This is a genomic window from Pontibacillus sp. HMF3514 (assembly GCF_009858175.1).
GTDB lineage: Bacteria > Bacillota > Bacilli > Bacillales > BH030062 > Pontibacillus.
This window is the reverse complement of sequence record NZ_CP047393.1, coordinates 1,302,193-1,318,693: the sequence shown is the minus strand read 5'-3', so window position 1 is coordinate 1,318,693 and position 16,501 is coordinate 1,302,193. Positions and strand designations below refer to the sequence as shown.

12 protein-coding genes are annotated in these 16,501 nt (G+C 41.3%); 1 reads left to right on the top strand and 11 read right to left on the bottom strand.

Annotated elements, in window-relative coordinates; all coding sequences use genetic code 11:
• Positions 1-105: 105 nt before the first annotated feature.
• Positions 106-1,641 (bottom strand): flotillin family protein, encoded by a 1,536-nt coding sequence (locus GS400_RS06845; RefSeq protein ID WP_160100257.1) that lies wholly within the window; start codon positions 1,639-1,641, stop codon positions 106-108.
• A gap of 306 nt (positions 1,642-1,947) precedes the next feature.
• Here GS400_RS06845 and GS400_RS06840 point away from each other — a divergent pair, with 306 nt between their 5' ends.
• Positions 1,948-2,640 (top strand): phosphatase PAP2 family protein, encoded by a 693-nt coding sequence (locus GS400_RS06840; protein WP_160100255.1) that lies wholly within the window; start codon positions 1,948-1,950, stop codon positions 2,638-2,640.
• Between the two features lie 57 nt (positions 2,641-2,697).
• Here the strand turns inward: GS400_RS06840 and GS400_RS06835 are convergent, their stop codons facing one another.
• The 10 genes from GS400_RS06835 to GS400_RS06790 form a co-directional block, all read right to left on the bottom strand.
• A complete protein-coding gene (locus GS400_RS06835; RefSeq protein ID WP_160100253.1) occupies positions 2,698-3,234 on the bottom strand; it encodes a hypothetical protein in 537 nt (178 codons plus the stop codon).
• Between the two features lie 131 nt (positions 3,235-3,365).
• The gene (locus GS400_RS06830) at positions 3,366-3,599 is read right to left on the bottom strand and encodes a hypothetical protein (protein ID WP_236561178.1); all 234 of its coding nucleotides are present in this window, start codon (positions 3,597-3,599) and stop codon (positions 3,366-3,368) included.
• Positions 3,600-3,937: 338 nt separating this feature from the next.
• Positions 3,938-6,748, bottom strand: coding sequence for a VWA domain-containing protein (locus tag GS400_RS06825; protein WP_236561177.1), 2,811 nt, complete (start codon positions 6,746-6,748; stop codon positions 3,938-3,940).
• Positions 6,729-8,534, bottom strand: coding sequence for a vWA domain-containing protein (locus GS400_RS06820; RefSeq protein WP_160100247.1), 1,806 nt, complete (start codon positions 8,532-8,534; stop codon positions 6,729-6,731). The genes GS400_RS06825 and GS400_RS06820 overlap by 20 nt, the downstream gene beginning before the upstream one ends.
• Positions 8,535-8,538: 4 nt before the next feature.
• A complete protein-coding gene (locus GS400_RS06815) occupies positions 8,539-9,420 on the bottom strand; it encodes a DUF58 domain-containing protein (RefSeq protein WP_160100245.1) in 882 nt (293 codons plus the stop codon).
• Positions 9,421-9,424: 4 nt separating this feature from the next.
• Entirely contained in the window at positions 9,425-10,417 is a 993-nt protein-coding gene (locus tag GS400_RS06810) for an AAA family ATPase (RefSeq protein ID WP_160100243.1), read from the bottom strand.
• A complete protein-coding gene (locus GS400_RS06805; protein WP_160100241.1) occupies positions 10,414-12,042 on the bottom strand; it encodes a hypothetical protein in 1,629 nt (542 codons plus the stop codon). The genes GS400_RS06810 and GS400_RS06805 overlap by 4 nt, the downstream gene beginning before the upstream one ends.
• Positions 12,043-12,915: an ABC transporter permease gene (locus GS400_RS06800; protein ID WP_160100239.1), complete on the bottom strand. Its 873-nt coding sequence runs from the start codon at positions 12,913-12,915 to the stop codon at positions 12,043-12,045.
• Positions 12,916-13,848, bottom strand: a complete 933-nt coding sequence (locus tag GS400_RS06795; protein WP_160100237.1) for an ABC transporter ATP-binding protein — start codon at positions 13,846-13,848, stop codon at positions 12,916-12,918. It abuts the gene before it with no gap.
• Complete coding sequence (locus GS400_RS06790) at positions 13,845-16,220, bottom strand: hypothetical protein (RefSeq protein WP_160100235.1); 2,376 nt, start codon at positions 16,218-16,220, stop codon at positions 13,845-13,847. The genes GS400_RS06795 and GS400_RS06790 overlap by 4 nt, the downstream gene beginning before the upstream one ends.
• Positions 16,221-16,501: the final 281 nt, after the last annotated feature.

The following is a 16,501-nucleotide window of genomic DNA, read 5'->3' as shown; positions in this document are numbered from 1 at the left end:
AAATTTTACCAGAAAGAGGTTAAGTCTCCCCCCTCAATTATGTAAAAGAAAATAGAAAAAGCATGCAAACCCGAAGGCTCACATGCTTCTCAAAACCGAAGTGAATTAGTTCTGCTCTTCTTCACTATCACTTTGTTGTTCTGCACTTTCTGCTTTATCATTGCTCGCTTCAGCAGAAGTTTCTCGTTCTACATCAGTCTCCTGGGATGCAGATGTTTCTTGAAGCTGCTTCTCACGAGCTTCATCTGGATGAAGATCAAAGTTATTAACAGCTCCACGGGAAACAAAGCTTTCAATTAAAGCTTTTAGATCCATACCTGTTGTTTCTTTAAGTGACTCTTGGATACCAAGCATCGTAGACGTTACACTGTTTGCCACTTTCGCTGTTCCACCTTGAGAACCGCTTCCGCCCATGTCGATCACTTTCATATCCTGAATCTGAGATAGTGGTTTCGCTACTTTATCAGCGTATTCAGGCAATACGGAGATAAGCATTTCCACAATCGCAGCTTCGCCATAGTGTTCCATAGCTTTTGCCATGCGTTCTTTGGATTCTGCTTCAGCAATACCGCGTTGACGGATAACTTCTGCTTCAGATTCACCCTTGATACGCTCTTGGTCGGCTTCAGCTTGCGCTCTTTTTGTTAATTCGTACGCCTCTGCGTCTGCAATAGAACGACGGCGTTTGTTTTCTTCTTCTTCTAGTTCAACAGCACGTTGCTTTTCAATGTATTGAACTTTAAGCTCTTCTTCCTTAACCTGCTGAGCTAGTTTTTGACGCTCTAGCTCACCAGCTTGCTCGGATTGAGCTTTAGCACGGTTCGTTTCTTTTTGGAACTCAGCTTCTTTAATGTCTTTGTCTTTCTTAGACTCTGCGATCGATGTTAAGCGACGGTTTTCTTCGTCCTTCGCTTCCTGATCGTTTTTCGCTTGATAAATACTTGTTTCTTTCTTCGCATCGGATTCTGCCATGTCCGCTTTTTTCTGAACTTCAGCAATGTGGGGACGGCCTAACGCGTCGATATACCCATTCTCTTCATCAACGTCTTCCACGTCATTTAGAGCAAAGGATGTAATTTCGAAGCCCATGCCTTTTAAGTCAGCTTCAGCTATGTTTTTCACCTGTGTATTAACTTCTTTAAAGTCATTATAGACCTTCTCGATTGGAAGTGATGCAATAATTGAACGAAGATGACCATTAAGTACGTCTTTCAATTCCGATTCACGTTCACTTTGTTTCTTACCTAGGAATTTCTCCGCAAAGTTCGCCATGATCTCTAAATCACTACCGATACTGATTACGGCTGTACTTGCAACACGGATTGGAATACCTTCTTTGGTGTAAGCTTTCTCAGAATTAACTTGTAACTGGAAGGATGTTAAATCAATCGGTGTTGCAGTTTGGAACATACGTAAGCGATACCCGCCACCACGAATGATTTTCATGGAACGTCCATTCGCATCCTCGAAGACGTTCTTCTCTTTCTCTGGATCTCCCAGTTTTGGACCTGTTACAATAAGCGCTTCATTTGAGCTTGCTGTTTTGTAACGAATGCGGAAAATAATAAATGTAACAATTCCGCCGATTAGTGCTAAGCCAGCTAAAATGGCTAACACAACAAACACGACAAATGATGTCATACTCGATTCCCCCTTTTCCCATTTATGGTTTATTTTAACAACTTAAAGCAAAAACGTCGATACAATTTATACAAATTTTGGATTTTCTATATTTTGCTTGAATTGCTTTGTAGGGATCCCTTGTTGTTTTTGCCTATAAAATATTTACGGAAAGAGTCCCCTTCACGTTTCATAAAATCTTCAAAATTTTAATCCCCCACCATTTTCAGATGAAGCTAGAGCCGATCCTTCAGGTGTTTGATAACAAAATTATATGGGAATACCATCACCACTATAGAACTTGCAGAAAGCCGAGGAGGTCACTTTATGCTTAGAGAATCCACATCTAAAACATTTCCGATTCTAGCTATAATCACCATTCTTCTTACTGTATCTACCCTATCCTTTTATTTTCTCGTAGGGAATGAAGTTTTGAATGAGAAAACCTTATATATCGATCAGGTCATATTTGATTGGGCTACGGCCATGCCAGACTGGGTGAAACAAACCATGCTCTGGGTTACGAAGGTCGGGTCTGTGCCGGTTCTTACCGCTACTTCACTTCTCTTGATGGGATACTTTTTATTCTTCTCCTCCTATAGCAAATGGTTTGCCGCATATTTTGCTGTGAACATGATTGGCGTTAGTGGCATTACCAAACTATTGAAAATCTTTTACAACCGCCCTCGTCCTGATGAAACGGAATTTGGAGGCACATCAGCAAGCTTTCCAAGCGGCCATACATCCGGTGCGGTAGCTTTTTTTGGATTTATCATTTATATCGTTCTCGTGAGCAACCTCTCCAGCACGGCAAAATGGACGATCAACATCGTCTCGTCCTTTATGATTGTAGCGATTAGCATCAGCCGTGTTTTTGGCCACATTCATTATCCAACAGATGTTATTGCTGGTTTAGGTATTGGATTTTCGTGGTTATTCCTTTCCATCTTGGCATTAGAAATGACTTTGATGAGACAAGGGAAGAGTCATATCGTTAAACAGGATAAGGTTCAGGCATAATAAAAGAGTCCAGTTTGCATTTTTGCAATACTGGACTCTTTTTTACTGAAACAATTATTACCTTTCTATAGGTTCGCCATTCTTGTCATAATACTTGTAATTACGAAAGGTGAAATGTGATTTATCTGTTTTAGGAAACACAAGCCAACTAACTGAAGGTTGATCTACTTTAAAGGTTTTGTGAACCTTTTCTTTGTTTACATCCACTTCCATTTTGGCGATGTCACTCTGTTGATTTTTTACAATCATAAACCTGGGTTGTTCTTCACGAGGCAAATCTGGTATAAAATTCTCAAAATCTTCATTTCTCGCGACTCGTATGCTGTTCCAATAATAATTTTCCTCTTCGTTTTTTTCCAAACGCATATAAGCTGGACTATTATTGGCTAAAAAGGCGACAACTCTTACATCTTCAAAATCCCTAATCTCTAAAATGTTAATCGAATAATGCTCATACCCCTCAATTGAATTTATCAATTTAATAATAGACTCTTTATTGTTACCATAGATCTTCTTTTCATAGTTAAGTAGAGAAATAGTCAGTACGATGGTTATAAAGCTAAGTAAGATAAGCGCATTTCTCTTGTTGTTCAATCTGGATCACCCCTATGTAAATCTAACCTTTCATAAGCAATCTCTCTTATAACTCTAGACCTACTCCTCTCTGCTGTTTTATTATTCCATCAAGTTACACTTAATATTTTTATCGTCTTAGAGCTACTCATTCACAAATTCAGCTTACCATCAATGAAAATAGTCTTAACCTGCGTGTTTATAATCCTTTTGATTTTACCGTCTCTTTCAAACACATATAAACCACCCATACGCTGATGTTTGATTTCTTTCCAACCTTCTTTTTTCAAATAATCACGAACAACATTAAAATCAAACTCATCTGATGATATTTTCACATAATACTCATCTACCAGAAGTGATTGAGTTACTTGAGCATCAGTCAATACCAACTTTCCAATAGGATACAAATACAGTCCAATTGTGACCAAAACGATCACTGTTAGAAACTTTAAAGCTTTTATCACTATTTATCACCCTACATTAAGTTTATAAAAAGAATAAGTGACGCCTAAACTCAAAATATTGACGCTAAAATCCAAAAAAGTGACGCTCAATGACGATGCCACGTTCTACACGAGTTCAACAGATCCAACAACTTTTCAAGGTGCTCATAAAGGTAAATTATGGTGTTGTGCAACTTGTCGATAGATCCATAAAAAAGCAACTCAATTAAGAAGCATAAAATAATCACACTCCAAAACTGAGCTACTCCATCAACCCACTACTTCCGCTTTTTCGCATTAAGCAAACGATTCATCCGCTCTTCTCTCGTTTCACCACCAGAAGATTCTTTCTGCTTCTCTTTCTTAGGTGGCTTTTGATTTAAGTCCGGCTTCTCTTGAATAAAAGACTTCTTCTCTCTCTTCGTTTCACTAGAAGAAGACCCTTGCGTCCACTTCGTCGAAGCACTCTTCAACTGACTTAATTGAGAGCTCCTCTTCTCTGTTACCTGCTTCTCCCTCTTCTTTTTCTGCTCAGAAGAAGTACGCAGCTTCCCTACAAACGCCAAGTTCACATGGAAGCGTCTAATAGCAACATCAAGCATGAACAAAATCAACGCTAAAGCTAAAAGTAGATAAAACAGATCCTGCTTTTCATAGCGAGGTCCCAATCCTCTAGTAGAAAAGACGCCGTTCATGTTCTCTAGCACCTTTCCTCCACCAGCTTCTGCTATTTCACCAATGAGCTTATCGTTCGTTGGTTCAAACGAGTACTCTTCTGAATATGGAACAACCACGCCTGTTTTAAAGGAGCCAACGGGTTCACCGTCTTCTTGTTCTGTCAGATTTAAAAAGTACACACCTGCTCCATCAGCTTGGAAGGTTCCTTCATAGACACCAGGAGCTTTTGCTTGAAGATCTAGATCCACTTCTTCTCCCGCTTCATTAACCAAGCTTCCTTCCAGTATAGAAGCACCTTCGTCAGCAGCTTTTACGTTGAGCGTGATTTCATTTCCTTCAACCTGCTTTGTGACCTCATAAGCATCACTCTCATACTGAGGAAACGTCCATGTGACGATATCATTCCATAATGGTGACCAATTCCCCCATTTAGGCCATTCTCCAGCCCACTTACCCGCTAAATCAGATGTCCATGCTACGGTTTTCCCCAGCCCATACTGCCAGCGGCTCAACACTGGATAATCTTTCTCACTAACCAGTACCTGTTGAGCTCGCCCTTTAGGTGATGTAGCAATGTAAGCATTCATTCTCGGTACGCCATTTTCAAAATAAGGAGCCCACTCATATCCACGAACGAGCTTTGGATAAAACGGATCATCTTCAATGTACGTACGTGTAATCAGGGCTGTTTCACGCGATAGAATGGTCGGAATTTTGGTCGCATTTTGAACTTGATAAAAACGACCATCTCCAATTTGGGCCATCTCATCTAACAGAGGTCCATCAGCCCCTGTTCCAATCGCTACAGTCGACAACGTCACACCATTTTCTTTCCCATCTTGAATCATTTGGCGATAGTTCATAGATGCCGCTGATTGCCCGTCTGTTAAGAGAATAATATGTTTTCGCTTCAGCTCCATTGGTCCCAATTGGGAAAAGGCTTGTGCAGTTGGTGTGAAAATATCTGTCCCACCACTTGGCATGATCGATCGAACCTTTTGGATAACCGCTTTTTTATCCCCAATAGGTCCAGTCTCGACGATTTGCCAAGGCGTCGAATCAAACGCAATGACACCAAGTGTGTCCTTTTCACGCAAAAGTTCTATCGATCGTACGGCAGCTTCTCGCGCCAGAGCCATTTTATTACCGCCCATACTTCCGGACTTGTCTACTACAATCGATAGCCCAAGAGACGGCAACTCTTTCTTCCCTTTGATGTCCATATCCACTGGAAGCAATCGTTCAATTGGCGTCTTAAAATAGCCTCCAACACCATAGGATTGGTCGCCACCTGTCATGACAAAACCTACTCCAAAATCTTGTACCGCTTTATGAATCAGGTTCATCTGACTCTCCGTCATCGTATGAGCAGAAACGTTACTCATCACAATCGAATCATACTGTAAAAAGGTACTTAATTGAGTCGGTAGAAGCTCGACAGGAATTCGCTCCGCTTGAACAGCTGATGAATTTAACGATTCTTCAAGATTCACAGCCGCTTCATCTTTAGCTTCCACAACCAACACGCGGGGAATACCTTTCGTTTCAGCAAAAGCAGAGAGTTTATTATTCTCTAAAACTTGATCACCCTCCGCCACGATTTCAGCTTGAAAGGTGTGGAAGCCGTCTTCGGTGACGAGGTGTTCAAAGGATAACTGATTCATCCCTGCGCTCAAGTTCACTTCCTGATCTAAAATCAGCTCCCCATTTTGCTGTACACGCACGGTACTCGTTGTATCAATGCTACTTTGAATGCTTAAAGACAAGGAAGCTTGTTCACCTAAATAGATACTTTCTGGTACGTCAAACGAATCAATCGCCACGTCTTGTTGAAATGTCGTTGAATAAGGAAAGACATCGACTACATATCCTTGGCGCTTCAAGTAGCCTGCCTGTCTGACTGCATCCCCAACATTCTCATTTCCATCCGTTAGCAACACAACGCGTCCCTTGGCATCCCCAGAAAAAAGACTCCCTCCTAACTGGAGACCTGCACCTAGGTTCGTGTAGGACGTATTGATATCGGTTTGGAAAGACTGTACGGCATCCTCCGAATTCGTTAAAGGAATCTCTACTTGAGCTTTAGCCCCGGTTGAAATCACCCCAACTTCATCTTCTGGAGCTTTTCCCTTAACCGCTTCCTGTACCTGTTGCAAAGCTTCATTCTCCTGATCTTGCATACTATGAGATCGATCGACTACAAAAGCAGTAGCCATGTGCTTAATGGGAGAAAGAATTTGTACTCCAGCCAAGGCTAAAATAATAAGCGTAAACACGAGGGTTCGTAAAACCATCAATAGTATTTTTCTGCTACCTCTTATCGCAGTTAGCCCCCGTGCATACAAAACCAGCACAAGAACCATTGGGATAAGGGTCAGCAACCATAGAGGATTATCGACTTGAAAGACCACGTCGATACACCTCCCATTCTAAGAACAAAATTAAAAGAGCAATTGCTGCAAACCAACGCCAGATCTCCTGTTTAGAGACTGTCACATTACCACCTTGTTGTCCTTCTTCAGTCATCCTGAACGACGCAGAAGTCTCAACGTTTCGTTCTTCACCAGGTACTTGCACCACGAAATACTGATACTTAGATCCATTTGAGGTTCTCTCATGCAATTGATAGATTCCTGGCTTAGTAGGCACAGTAGCTACAGATTTACTCATATCAATCTCCGAAATATCATCTCCAGAAAGGGTCTCAAAAACTGCTTCCGTTGTCGTTGTAGATAGGGGTAGTTGGGTTTCCTCTCCAGGTTCAAAGTATCCTAGATTCTCTCCATCTTTCCCCAAATAATCAATAACATTAGATAACAAAATCGGAAAACCAGGATGCAGAGGCCAATCCGAATCCTGAATATCAAATGGAAAGAGGACCATCGGCGAACCTTGATACATCCCTTTAGCCATAGTGATCGTATCCCCACTCATAACAAGAGGGTGAAGTCCGTTTAACTCCCCAATTCCGTAAGCTTTACCAAGATAAGCCTCTTCCACATCTGAATACTGTAACAGCGGATCATCTGCTGTTTTTTTCAACGTATATTGCAACGTTCGCTTTTCCTCAACGCCAAAAGGACCTCCCGTTTCAGGAGAGAGAATAAGCTTCGGACCTTCTGGCCAAGCTCCTGCGTCGATACCAGATAATAGATATACCGCTTCATCTCCCTGGGAAAAGCGATACATCCCACCCTCTTTCTGAGAGATCGAAACTGCTTCAATCCCTGCAGATCGCAATGCTTTATGAATGAACGGATTCACATCACCTGCGAGAAAAATAGATGACGGTGCATTATTGGGTAAAAAGGCAAACATCTCATTGTCTATCTCATAATTGTCCGCATCTGTATCCACTTTATAATACTCTCTTACAGGTAGCTGATTTAACGTAACTGTACGCTGCTCCCCAGCCGGAACCTCTTCTGTCACTTCCTTCAGCACTTCATCCTCGCCAAAAACCGTTAACGATACGTTCTTAGACACATCAGACTGGTTATGAACTGTCACGATACCAGAAACCGTATCACCGTTTTGCCTAACACCGAATGCAGAAATCGAACTGTTCGAAACGTTGCCCTCACGATTATGTATGACAAAAGGACCTTCAACTTCTACCTCTTCCTGCTTTAATCCATCTGTATAAACATGAATCTCCCCGTTTCCTTCCTGGAGAAGTGACGAGGCTAACTGCAAGCTATCATGCATGTTTTCGTGCTGATAGGACAGATTCAGCCCATCAATCACACGCTTCGCCTCATTTTTATTTTGTTCTCTTGAGACAAGTAGCTTTGGAGATTCTTCAGCTACAATTACACTTACCTGTTGCTCATTCCCAAGGCTGTCAATTAAGGTTTTTGCATCCTCTTTAACATCTAAAAATCGCTCTTCACCAGCCATCGAAGCTGAAGAATCCATCACGATTACAAGTTGTTCCCCCTGTACTTTCTCCCCAGGAAAATAAGGGCGCAACAACGCCATGATTAAAAAAAGAAGAATGAGAAGCTGAAGAAACAGTAGGATATTTTTCTGTAGCTTATTCCACCAGCGATCCGTCTCCCACTCCTTTAACGTCTTCTCCCAAAGATAAATCGACGAAATCGATTGTTTCTCATATTGTTTTTTGAAAAAATAAAATGCCAATAAAATAGGAATTGCACTTAAAAACCATAGGGATACTGGTGCTAAGAAACCCATAAGCTCACCTCCCGATCCAGCCTTTCTTCATAAGTGATGAAAAAATCGTCTCCTCAAGGCTGTCTGAGGTTAAACATGGTACAAGATCAATCCCACGCTTATTGCAAAACGATTTTATGTTGTTTGTATGTTCTTCAAATCGTTCCCTGTACTGCTTAATGACACGGGGATTCATCGAAATATCCCGTTCTCTACTCGATTCAATATCAATCAGTTTTAGATCCCCTGCATAGTTCGGATCCTTCTCTTCCGGTAACAAAACCTGTATCAGCAACACTTGCTGCCGTTTCGCTTGCATCTTTTTAATGGAAGAAAACAAATTCGTTGGATCCTCTAAAAAGTCGCTAATCACAATGCTGAAGCTACCTTGACGAGAGCGATCCACATTTTTTAAAAGATGATAGCCAAAAGCTTCATTTTCAGGAGCTAGCGACACATCCTCTATATAATCCATCACTTTTTTTGTCATCGCCTTCCCTTTTGTATAGGGATAAGCTCGCGATGAAGACGCCACAGGAGTTACGGAAAGGCGATCAGAATTCGCAAGAGACAAAAAGGTAAAAACCGCTGCCATTTGCTTAGCGCGCAACCACTTTCTCTCATCGATTCCCATTGATTTCGTACAATCCAAATAGACCGATACCGGAAGCTCCTGTTCATCTAAAAAGCGCTTAATGTAATATTTCTCTGTTCGCGCATATGTGTTCCAATCAATCTGTCTTAAATCATCACCAGGACTGTACAAGCGATAATCAGAGAACTCAAGCGAAGAACCAAGTCGCTGAGACCGGCGTTCACCCTTATGTCCCCCTCGTACAGTTTGTCTGGTCGTTAGTGAAAAGTTAGCTAAACGCTTCGTTAGAACAGGTGATAACAGCGTGCTCATATCCTCACGCCCTTTCCGCTACAGATTCCAGCAAGGCTTGGATAAGATCGTCTTTCGAAACGCCTGACGCTTCTCCTTCAAAGTTTAAGAACATACGGTGACGTAAAACTGGAAAAGCCGCCTTTTTAATATCGCCTACCGATACGTTGTAACGACCATCAAAAAGCGCTCTAACCTTTGCAATAGAGAGTAAGCTTTGCAGTCCACGTGGCCCTGAACCATATCGTACATACTCACGAATCTCATCCGTAGTTCCTTCATCTTCAGGGTGGCTCGCCATAACAATATTCACCGCATAATCAAGAACAGGCTCAGCGACAAGTAACTCCTTCGCTGTTTTTTGCACATTTACCACAAACTCAGCATCAACGCGTTTTTGTAGAGGTTCAATGTTCGGAGCTGTCGTGCGTACCGCAATCTCCTTTAACTCTTCACGTGACGGATATTTCACATCAATTTTCATAATGAAACGGTCCATCTGTGCTTCTGGCAATGGGTACGTGCCTTCTAATTCAATCGGGTTCTGGGTAGCCAAAACAAAAAAGGGTTCTGGTAGTCGGTGCATTTGCCCCATCACCGTTACCGTTTTTTCTCCCATCGCCTCTAGTAAAGCACTCTGCGTTTTGGGGGTGGCACGGTTTACCTCATCAGCTAACACGATATTGGAAAAGAGCGGCCCTTCATGAAACACAAAGGACTGGCCACCCTGTTCATTCGGCTGAATCATGTTTGTTCCGGTAATATCTGTTGGCATCAAGTCAGGTGTAAACTGAACGCGGGAAAACTGAAGCTCCATGACTTCCGATATTTTTCGTACTAGCATCGTTTTTCCAAGTCCAGGTAGTCCTTCTAAAAGGACATGCCCCTCGGCAAAAATCCCCCAGAGAAGTTGTTCGACCACATCCTCCTGACCGACAATAAACTTACGGAGTTCGGTTTTTACGAGATCGATATGTTCTTTGATTTCAGCTAAAAATTGTTCATTTATGGCTGTCATGATCCGCTGTCCCCTTCCTTCGGTTCAATATCTGAGAAATATTCCTTGATGATACGCTGCAGTCGGTCTGGATAATCATTGCGTTCTAAAGCCTGACGATACGTATCTTCATACTTCTTATACACTTCCTCATAGGAACGCACCTGCCCAGGTAAAATCGGTGCATCAGGAGCGATTTGCTGCTCACTTGAACCTTCACCTAGTTCACCAGTATCGCGCTCAACATTATTCTGTCCGTCTAATCCTTCCTGAGGAACCGTTAAATTCTGATTCCCAGCACCGAGACCAGCTCCATTACCTGCCCCAGTACCAGAACCATTTCCCGTTCCAGACCCTGATCCTGAACCGCTACCAGAACCTGATCCACTCCCTGAACCTGATCCTGAACCGCTTCCAGATCCCGATCCTTTTGATCCAGAGCCATTTGAACCAGAACCAGAGCCAGACTGTCCATTTTGACCTGATTGTCCTTGGCCTCCAAACGAGCCTCTTGATGAAGAACTTCCTGCAAAAGATAACGATCCAGATGTCCCTAATCCTGCACTCAACATTTGCTGATTCATTTGTTGGGCTAGCTTTTGAAGATCGGCTTGGGTTTGGGCAAGCTTCGAGGCTTTCCCAGCTTTCTTCATCATTTTCTTCAATTCATCTTCCATCTGAGCCATTAACTTTTCGAATTCTTCTTTTGAAAGGGATTGTTGGTTCACATTCTCACCATCAAGCCCCATCTGTTTAGCGGCCTCTTGTAATTGCTTTTGCAATTGTTCAAGTTGTTCTTGGTCCATACCTTCTAACTGCTTCTTTAAGTCCGCCATCCGATTTTCCATTTGAGCTTGATTCACGTTACTCAATGCTTGAGCTAAGCTATCCAGATTCAAGCCTTTCATTTGTTCACTCATATCTTGAAGCTTTTGTTTCGATTGTTCAGCCTGCTTTTTCAACTTATCTAACTGATTTTCAGCTCGAAGCAGATCCTCTTGAATCTCCTCCGCTTTTTGCTCTTTCTTTACTTCTTCAACGAGCTTTTCTAACTCTTTCTTCGCTTCCTCACCCGTGTCCTTTTGATCCTCAGCAAGCTCTTCCACTTTCTTCTTTTGTTCCTCGACGATCTTTTCCTCTTTTTCCTGTTGATCTGCCTGTTCCATCACACTACTCGGAAAAAGGAGAGAAAGATAAGCAAGAGCAAATAAGCCAAGAGCAATCGAAAGCTTTTTCCAATCGAACCACCCCATGCGCTCCTGCTTGATCATTGGCAAAACCTCTTTCATCTTGTTCAACGTATCCTTACGCTGAAGTTTTGCCATATCCGATTCGTCTTCCATATAGTGATATGCTGTTTGAACACGTGACTCTAACCCTTGATCATCAAATCGTGAAGCTACCTCCATATCTGAAGGCTTCTTCACAACAAAATAAGTCAAGCTTGCTAGGAGCACGATAGCTACACTTGCAAAAACTTTTGTATCAACGTGTAGGATCAAGAAAAACCGACTCAAAGCAAGCCAAAACAACGTCACACCCGCATAAGCCAGAAGACTCATATAGAAGATCCGAATCCCTTCATGAATCCAAAGCTTCCGTTTCACTTCCTTCAACAAATGAAAAAATTGTCGTTGTTCATTCATTTAAGACGCCTTCTTTTTCACTTTTTTCGAACGCATGCGAGGTCGTAAACGCATGATACTTACAAACAAAGCAAAGATACTAATTCCGATATAGGATAACGTGAACCCTTTCCAAATCGGCCATGTGATCCCCAACCTTTGTAATGCATAATCAAGGCCACCTGCTTCAAATGAATTGAAAAGCACTATACCCGGATTCAACATAAGGGAGATATAAGGGAGCCACCTTTGATTTGTCGTTGTTGGATTTTGATTAAGGTTATACATAATCTCACCTAGCAAAATATACAAAAGACCTGTTCCGACTACAAAGAACAGCATAACGCCATACGTCGTAATGGTTGCGACCATCGTCTTTCGAATAATTGTCGAAAACATGACACCTAGACTACCAATCATGAGCATCGTTAATAAATGTAACCCAAACGTGATCAGCACCATCTTGGGTGAAACCCCACCATACAAAAACACAAGGCTGTATAACGGAAGCGACGCGATTAGCATTAAAACAAGAAATGCTAGGGACGAAAACAGTTTACTAATCACAATCGACATAGAAGATTGTTGGGTAGTAAGCAGGATGTTAAGCGTCTGACGTTCACGCTCCCCACTGATAGCACCCGCTGTGAGCCCTGGCGTAATAAAGGCGATCAAACCCATTTGTCCCATGGATAAAAGCAAAAACAATGTTCGACTATCATTAGCCGTGAAGCCGTTTCGGTTATGACCTTCAATCCATATAAAAGCAAGACATACTGCAGCACATACGGCTAGGTAAAACAAAATACCAAGGAAACTCTTAAACGAACGAAAGCGTAATTTAATTTCTTTGTTCAAAACCGGATTTATGAATAGGGAAGATAGTTTATTCATTTACTCCCCTCCCTTCGTGATTTCCATGAAGATATCTTCTAAATTACTTTGTTTTTGCGTAAACGAAAGGATAGGAATCCCTTGCGTCACTGCTTTTTTCAGCAGTTCAATTTGTTCATCATCTGATCCATCATAGGAAACATGGATGAGCAACTCATCTTTTTCATCACGGTCGATTTGTTGCACATTCGGATCATCTTCAAAAAAGGAAACAGCCTGATCCACATTATTTTGTACCGAAACTTGTAATACTTTTTGCGCTTGCAGCTGGTTCTCAATGTGAGTCACATTTCCACTTGCGATCAGGTTGCCATGCTCAATGACACCAAGGTAATCACACATCTCCGATAACTCAGGCAAAATATGCGAGGAGATCAGAATCGTTTTTTCCATATTTTTAAGCTCTTGCAAAATCCCGCGCATTTCAATACGTGCTCGCGGATCTAATCCTGAAGCTGGTTCATCCAAAATGAGCACCTCTGGATCATGGATGAGAGAACGTGCAAGGCAAAGTCGTTGCTTCATACCTCGAGATAGGTAGTCAACATAAGCATCTCTTTTATCCGTTAAATTCACAAGCTCAAGCAATTGCGGAACGATGGCTTTACGTTCCTTGCTTGGAACCCCGTAACTTGCTCCATAAAAGTCGAGGTACTCATGAACTTTAAATTGATCATACACACCGAAGAAGTCCGGCATATAACCAATATGTTTTCGAACCTGATTGGGTGATTTAGTTACGTCATACCCATTTACATAAGCTGTACCACTTGTTGGAGCTAGGAGTGTAGCTAAAATCGAAAACGTTGTAGATTTTCCTGCTCCATTCGGACCAACAAATCCAAATACTGTCCCTTTATCGATCGTTAAATTCAAGTCATTTAACGCTGTAAATGATCCGTAACGTTTGGTTAAGTTCGTAATTTCAATCATGGATTTGTCACCCCTTTCACGTTAATGCTTGGTACGAAAATCGGACCTTTCATGTTATTACTCGGTACCGTAGCCCGAATTGTAATCGTATTTTCTTCAATATAGGTCTCTTGAACGTTCTGATCAAAAGAAGCATCCTCAATCGAATCGTACGCATCAACCTTCGCATTATAGATGGCAAAACTTACACCACCAGGTCGTTGTTGAAAGTCTAAGGATAATTTATTCACTTCAAAACCTTGCTTGGTAAATGCTTCAGGCAGATTATACTTTAATAGATACGTACCTTGATTAGCATCAAACATTAAATCCCCTCGGGTTAAGCCATTATATCGAACTTGCCCTTCAACTGTAGTTAATGTTGGATTTCTCAATTCCGTTGAAACAGATTTATTCCCACTACCTAAATTAATGTTCACAGCTTGGGTTACGAGATGAAGGTTATCTTGAGATGTTTCTTTACCATTTACATTCGCATCATAGATTTTATCCTTAGTAAACCCAATGAGAACTGGGTTATTTTGATCTGCAAACATGCCGTATCGAGCTGCCATTTGAACTAGGTCTCTTCTTACGTTTTGTTCATTTTGATTCAAATTGTTCGTTGGTCTATTAAACATTTGATAGGCGGTACGTTCATCCGGTGCTTGGAATAACAATTGCGTTTGCATATTGATATCGAGTGACTTAGATTCACCAGCCTGGATTGAACCAATCTCTTGATAAGACTGTCCCCCAACGATGTACACATCCTCAAATGAATAAGGGAAATTATTCGTGATTTCGCCGGTTAAATGTTTGTCATCGAAATTAATTGTGTTTGAGAAATGTCCATATTCCTTAAATGGAAGATTCACTGTTACACTACGGGGGGACCAAAATTCTACATCCTCAAAGTACACACGACTGTTGTCACTACCCGTTTCAATATAAGGTATATCCTCAGCGCGCATGTTTGTAGAACGTCTTGTGTTGGTTGGGAACGATTCAAGTGAAGCATCCACTTCTAATGTGTATGTGCCAGATTCTTTGGAAAGCATGGAGACAGATCCTTTTCCGTATCCCTCTCCATTTTGATCGACGGATACGATCGAAACAGCTTTTGTTTTGTAATCGCCTAATCGATCTTGGGCACCAACTACATATAATCCAACCGAAGTGATTACAGCAAGCGCAGGAATCACCAACCATGCCCACTCTCGCTTATCTATCTTCTTCAAAATGAAATACAGAATGGGAACAACCAATAAAATATAGCCTAAAAACAGAAAGGCTAGAGTAGAAAGTTTAAAATTCGCTAATGTTTCAAAATAACGAGACGTATCCCCCAGGCGATCATAGAGATTCATATTGTGGTTAGGCTGATAATTTCCAACAACTGAATCCCATATATCTTCATTTCCACCCCATTCTTGAAAAGCGGGGTGACTAATATCATAGGTGAATTGTGTGATCTTACCCTGTCCTTGATTTTGTTGAATCACTAAAGGCGAACCGTTCTCCTCATACTTAATGGTAGCCGCTTTTCCAGCGGTTCCCTTGTACAATTCGAAATTCGTGATATCGAACTGCTCGATTTGATTGAAGCGCTCAATTGAATTCACAGATTTCTTACCTTCTATTTGGAAAGGCAGATCCTCACTAAGGATTCCATATTGCTGCATCAAACCAGGTGTACTACCTGTTGCAATATGGCCACCCTTTTGCATCCACTGTTTAATAGCCTTTTGACGATTTTCAGATAGGTTTGCTATATCATAATCTTGTATCACAAGAACATCCAATACATGAAGCCCCGTGGAATCTTTCGGGATATCCTCAGCATCTAAGAAAAGGATTTCTGGACTTTCTCCCATAAAAGAAAGTAATTTTAAGTAATTTAATTGGTCCGGTTGATCTGTCAGAACACCGATTACCGCTTTGTTATCTTGTATGTACGTTGGGCTAATCGATAATCCAGTATCAACGGGAACTTTTTTCCCATCTTCCCAGTTTCCTTCATATAAATGGAACTGTTCAACACTTGGTTGCCCTAGTCCATTTCGGAACACATTCATCCCTTCCATTTGCGGAACGGAAAAATGGATCTTTTTTGTTGCACCAGCAGCAATATCAATGGGAATGACTTTATTTCCGATTGAATTATAATCTCGAGGAATGACCACTGTTAAGTCTCCTGAAAAGTCCTCTCCATTATTTGTAACGGTTAACGTTATTGGGAAACCCTTATTTCTTTTCGCTTTTCCATTTAGGCCTTCATCGACTTTTATCTGTAATCGGCCTTCTTCAGCATGCGCTAGATTACTAACACCAGTAACCATGCATATTAAAAGTAATGCACATGCTGTAATTTTTATGATCTGTTTATTCACAGTTCTCCCCCCTATGCTCCTTCTTTTAGACGAAAAAGTCCCCTGTTTTGTTTCACTTTTTTACAAATCTAGTTAAATTGTAGTGTAAGATCTCCAAAAATACTATCCTGCAAAGGCTTTTTTCTCACCACTATATAGACGTAAGCAACTCTATCTTCAGTTATTTTTTGTCAACGCTCAACTAGCTTTGGTTTATCTAGAAATCTTACTTGTGTAAAAACTATGGACCAAAAATTACCTAGGAAATAATTTTTTGAAAGGAAAAGGGCATTAGAAGACAA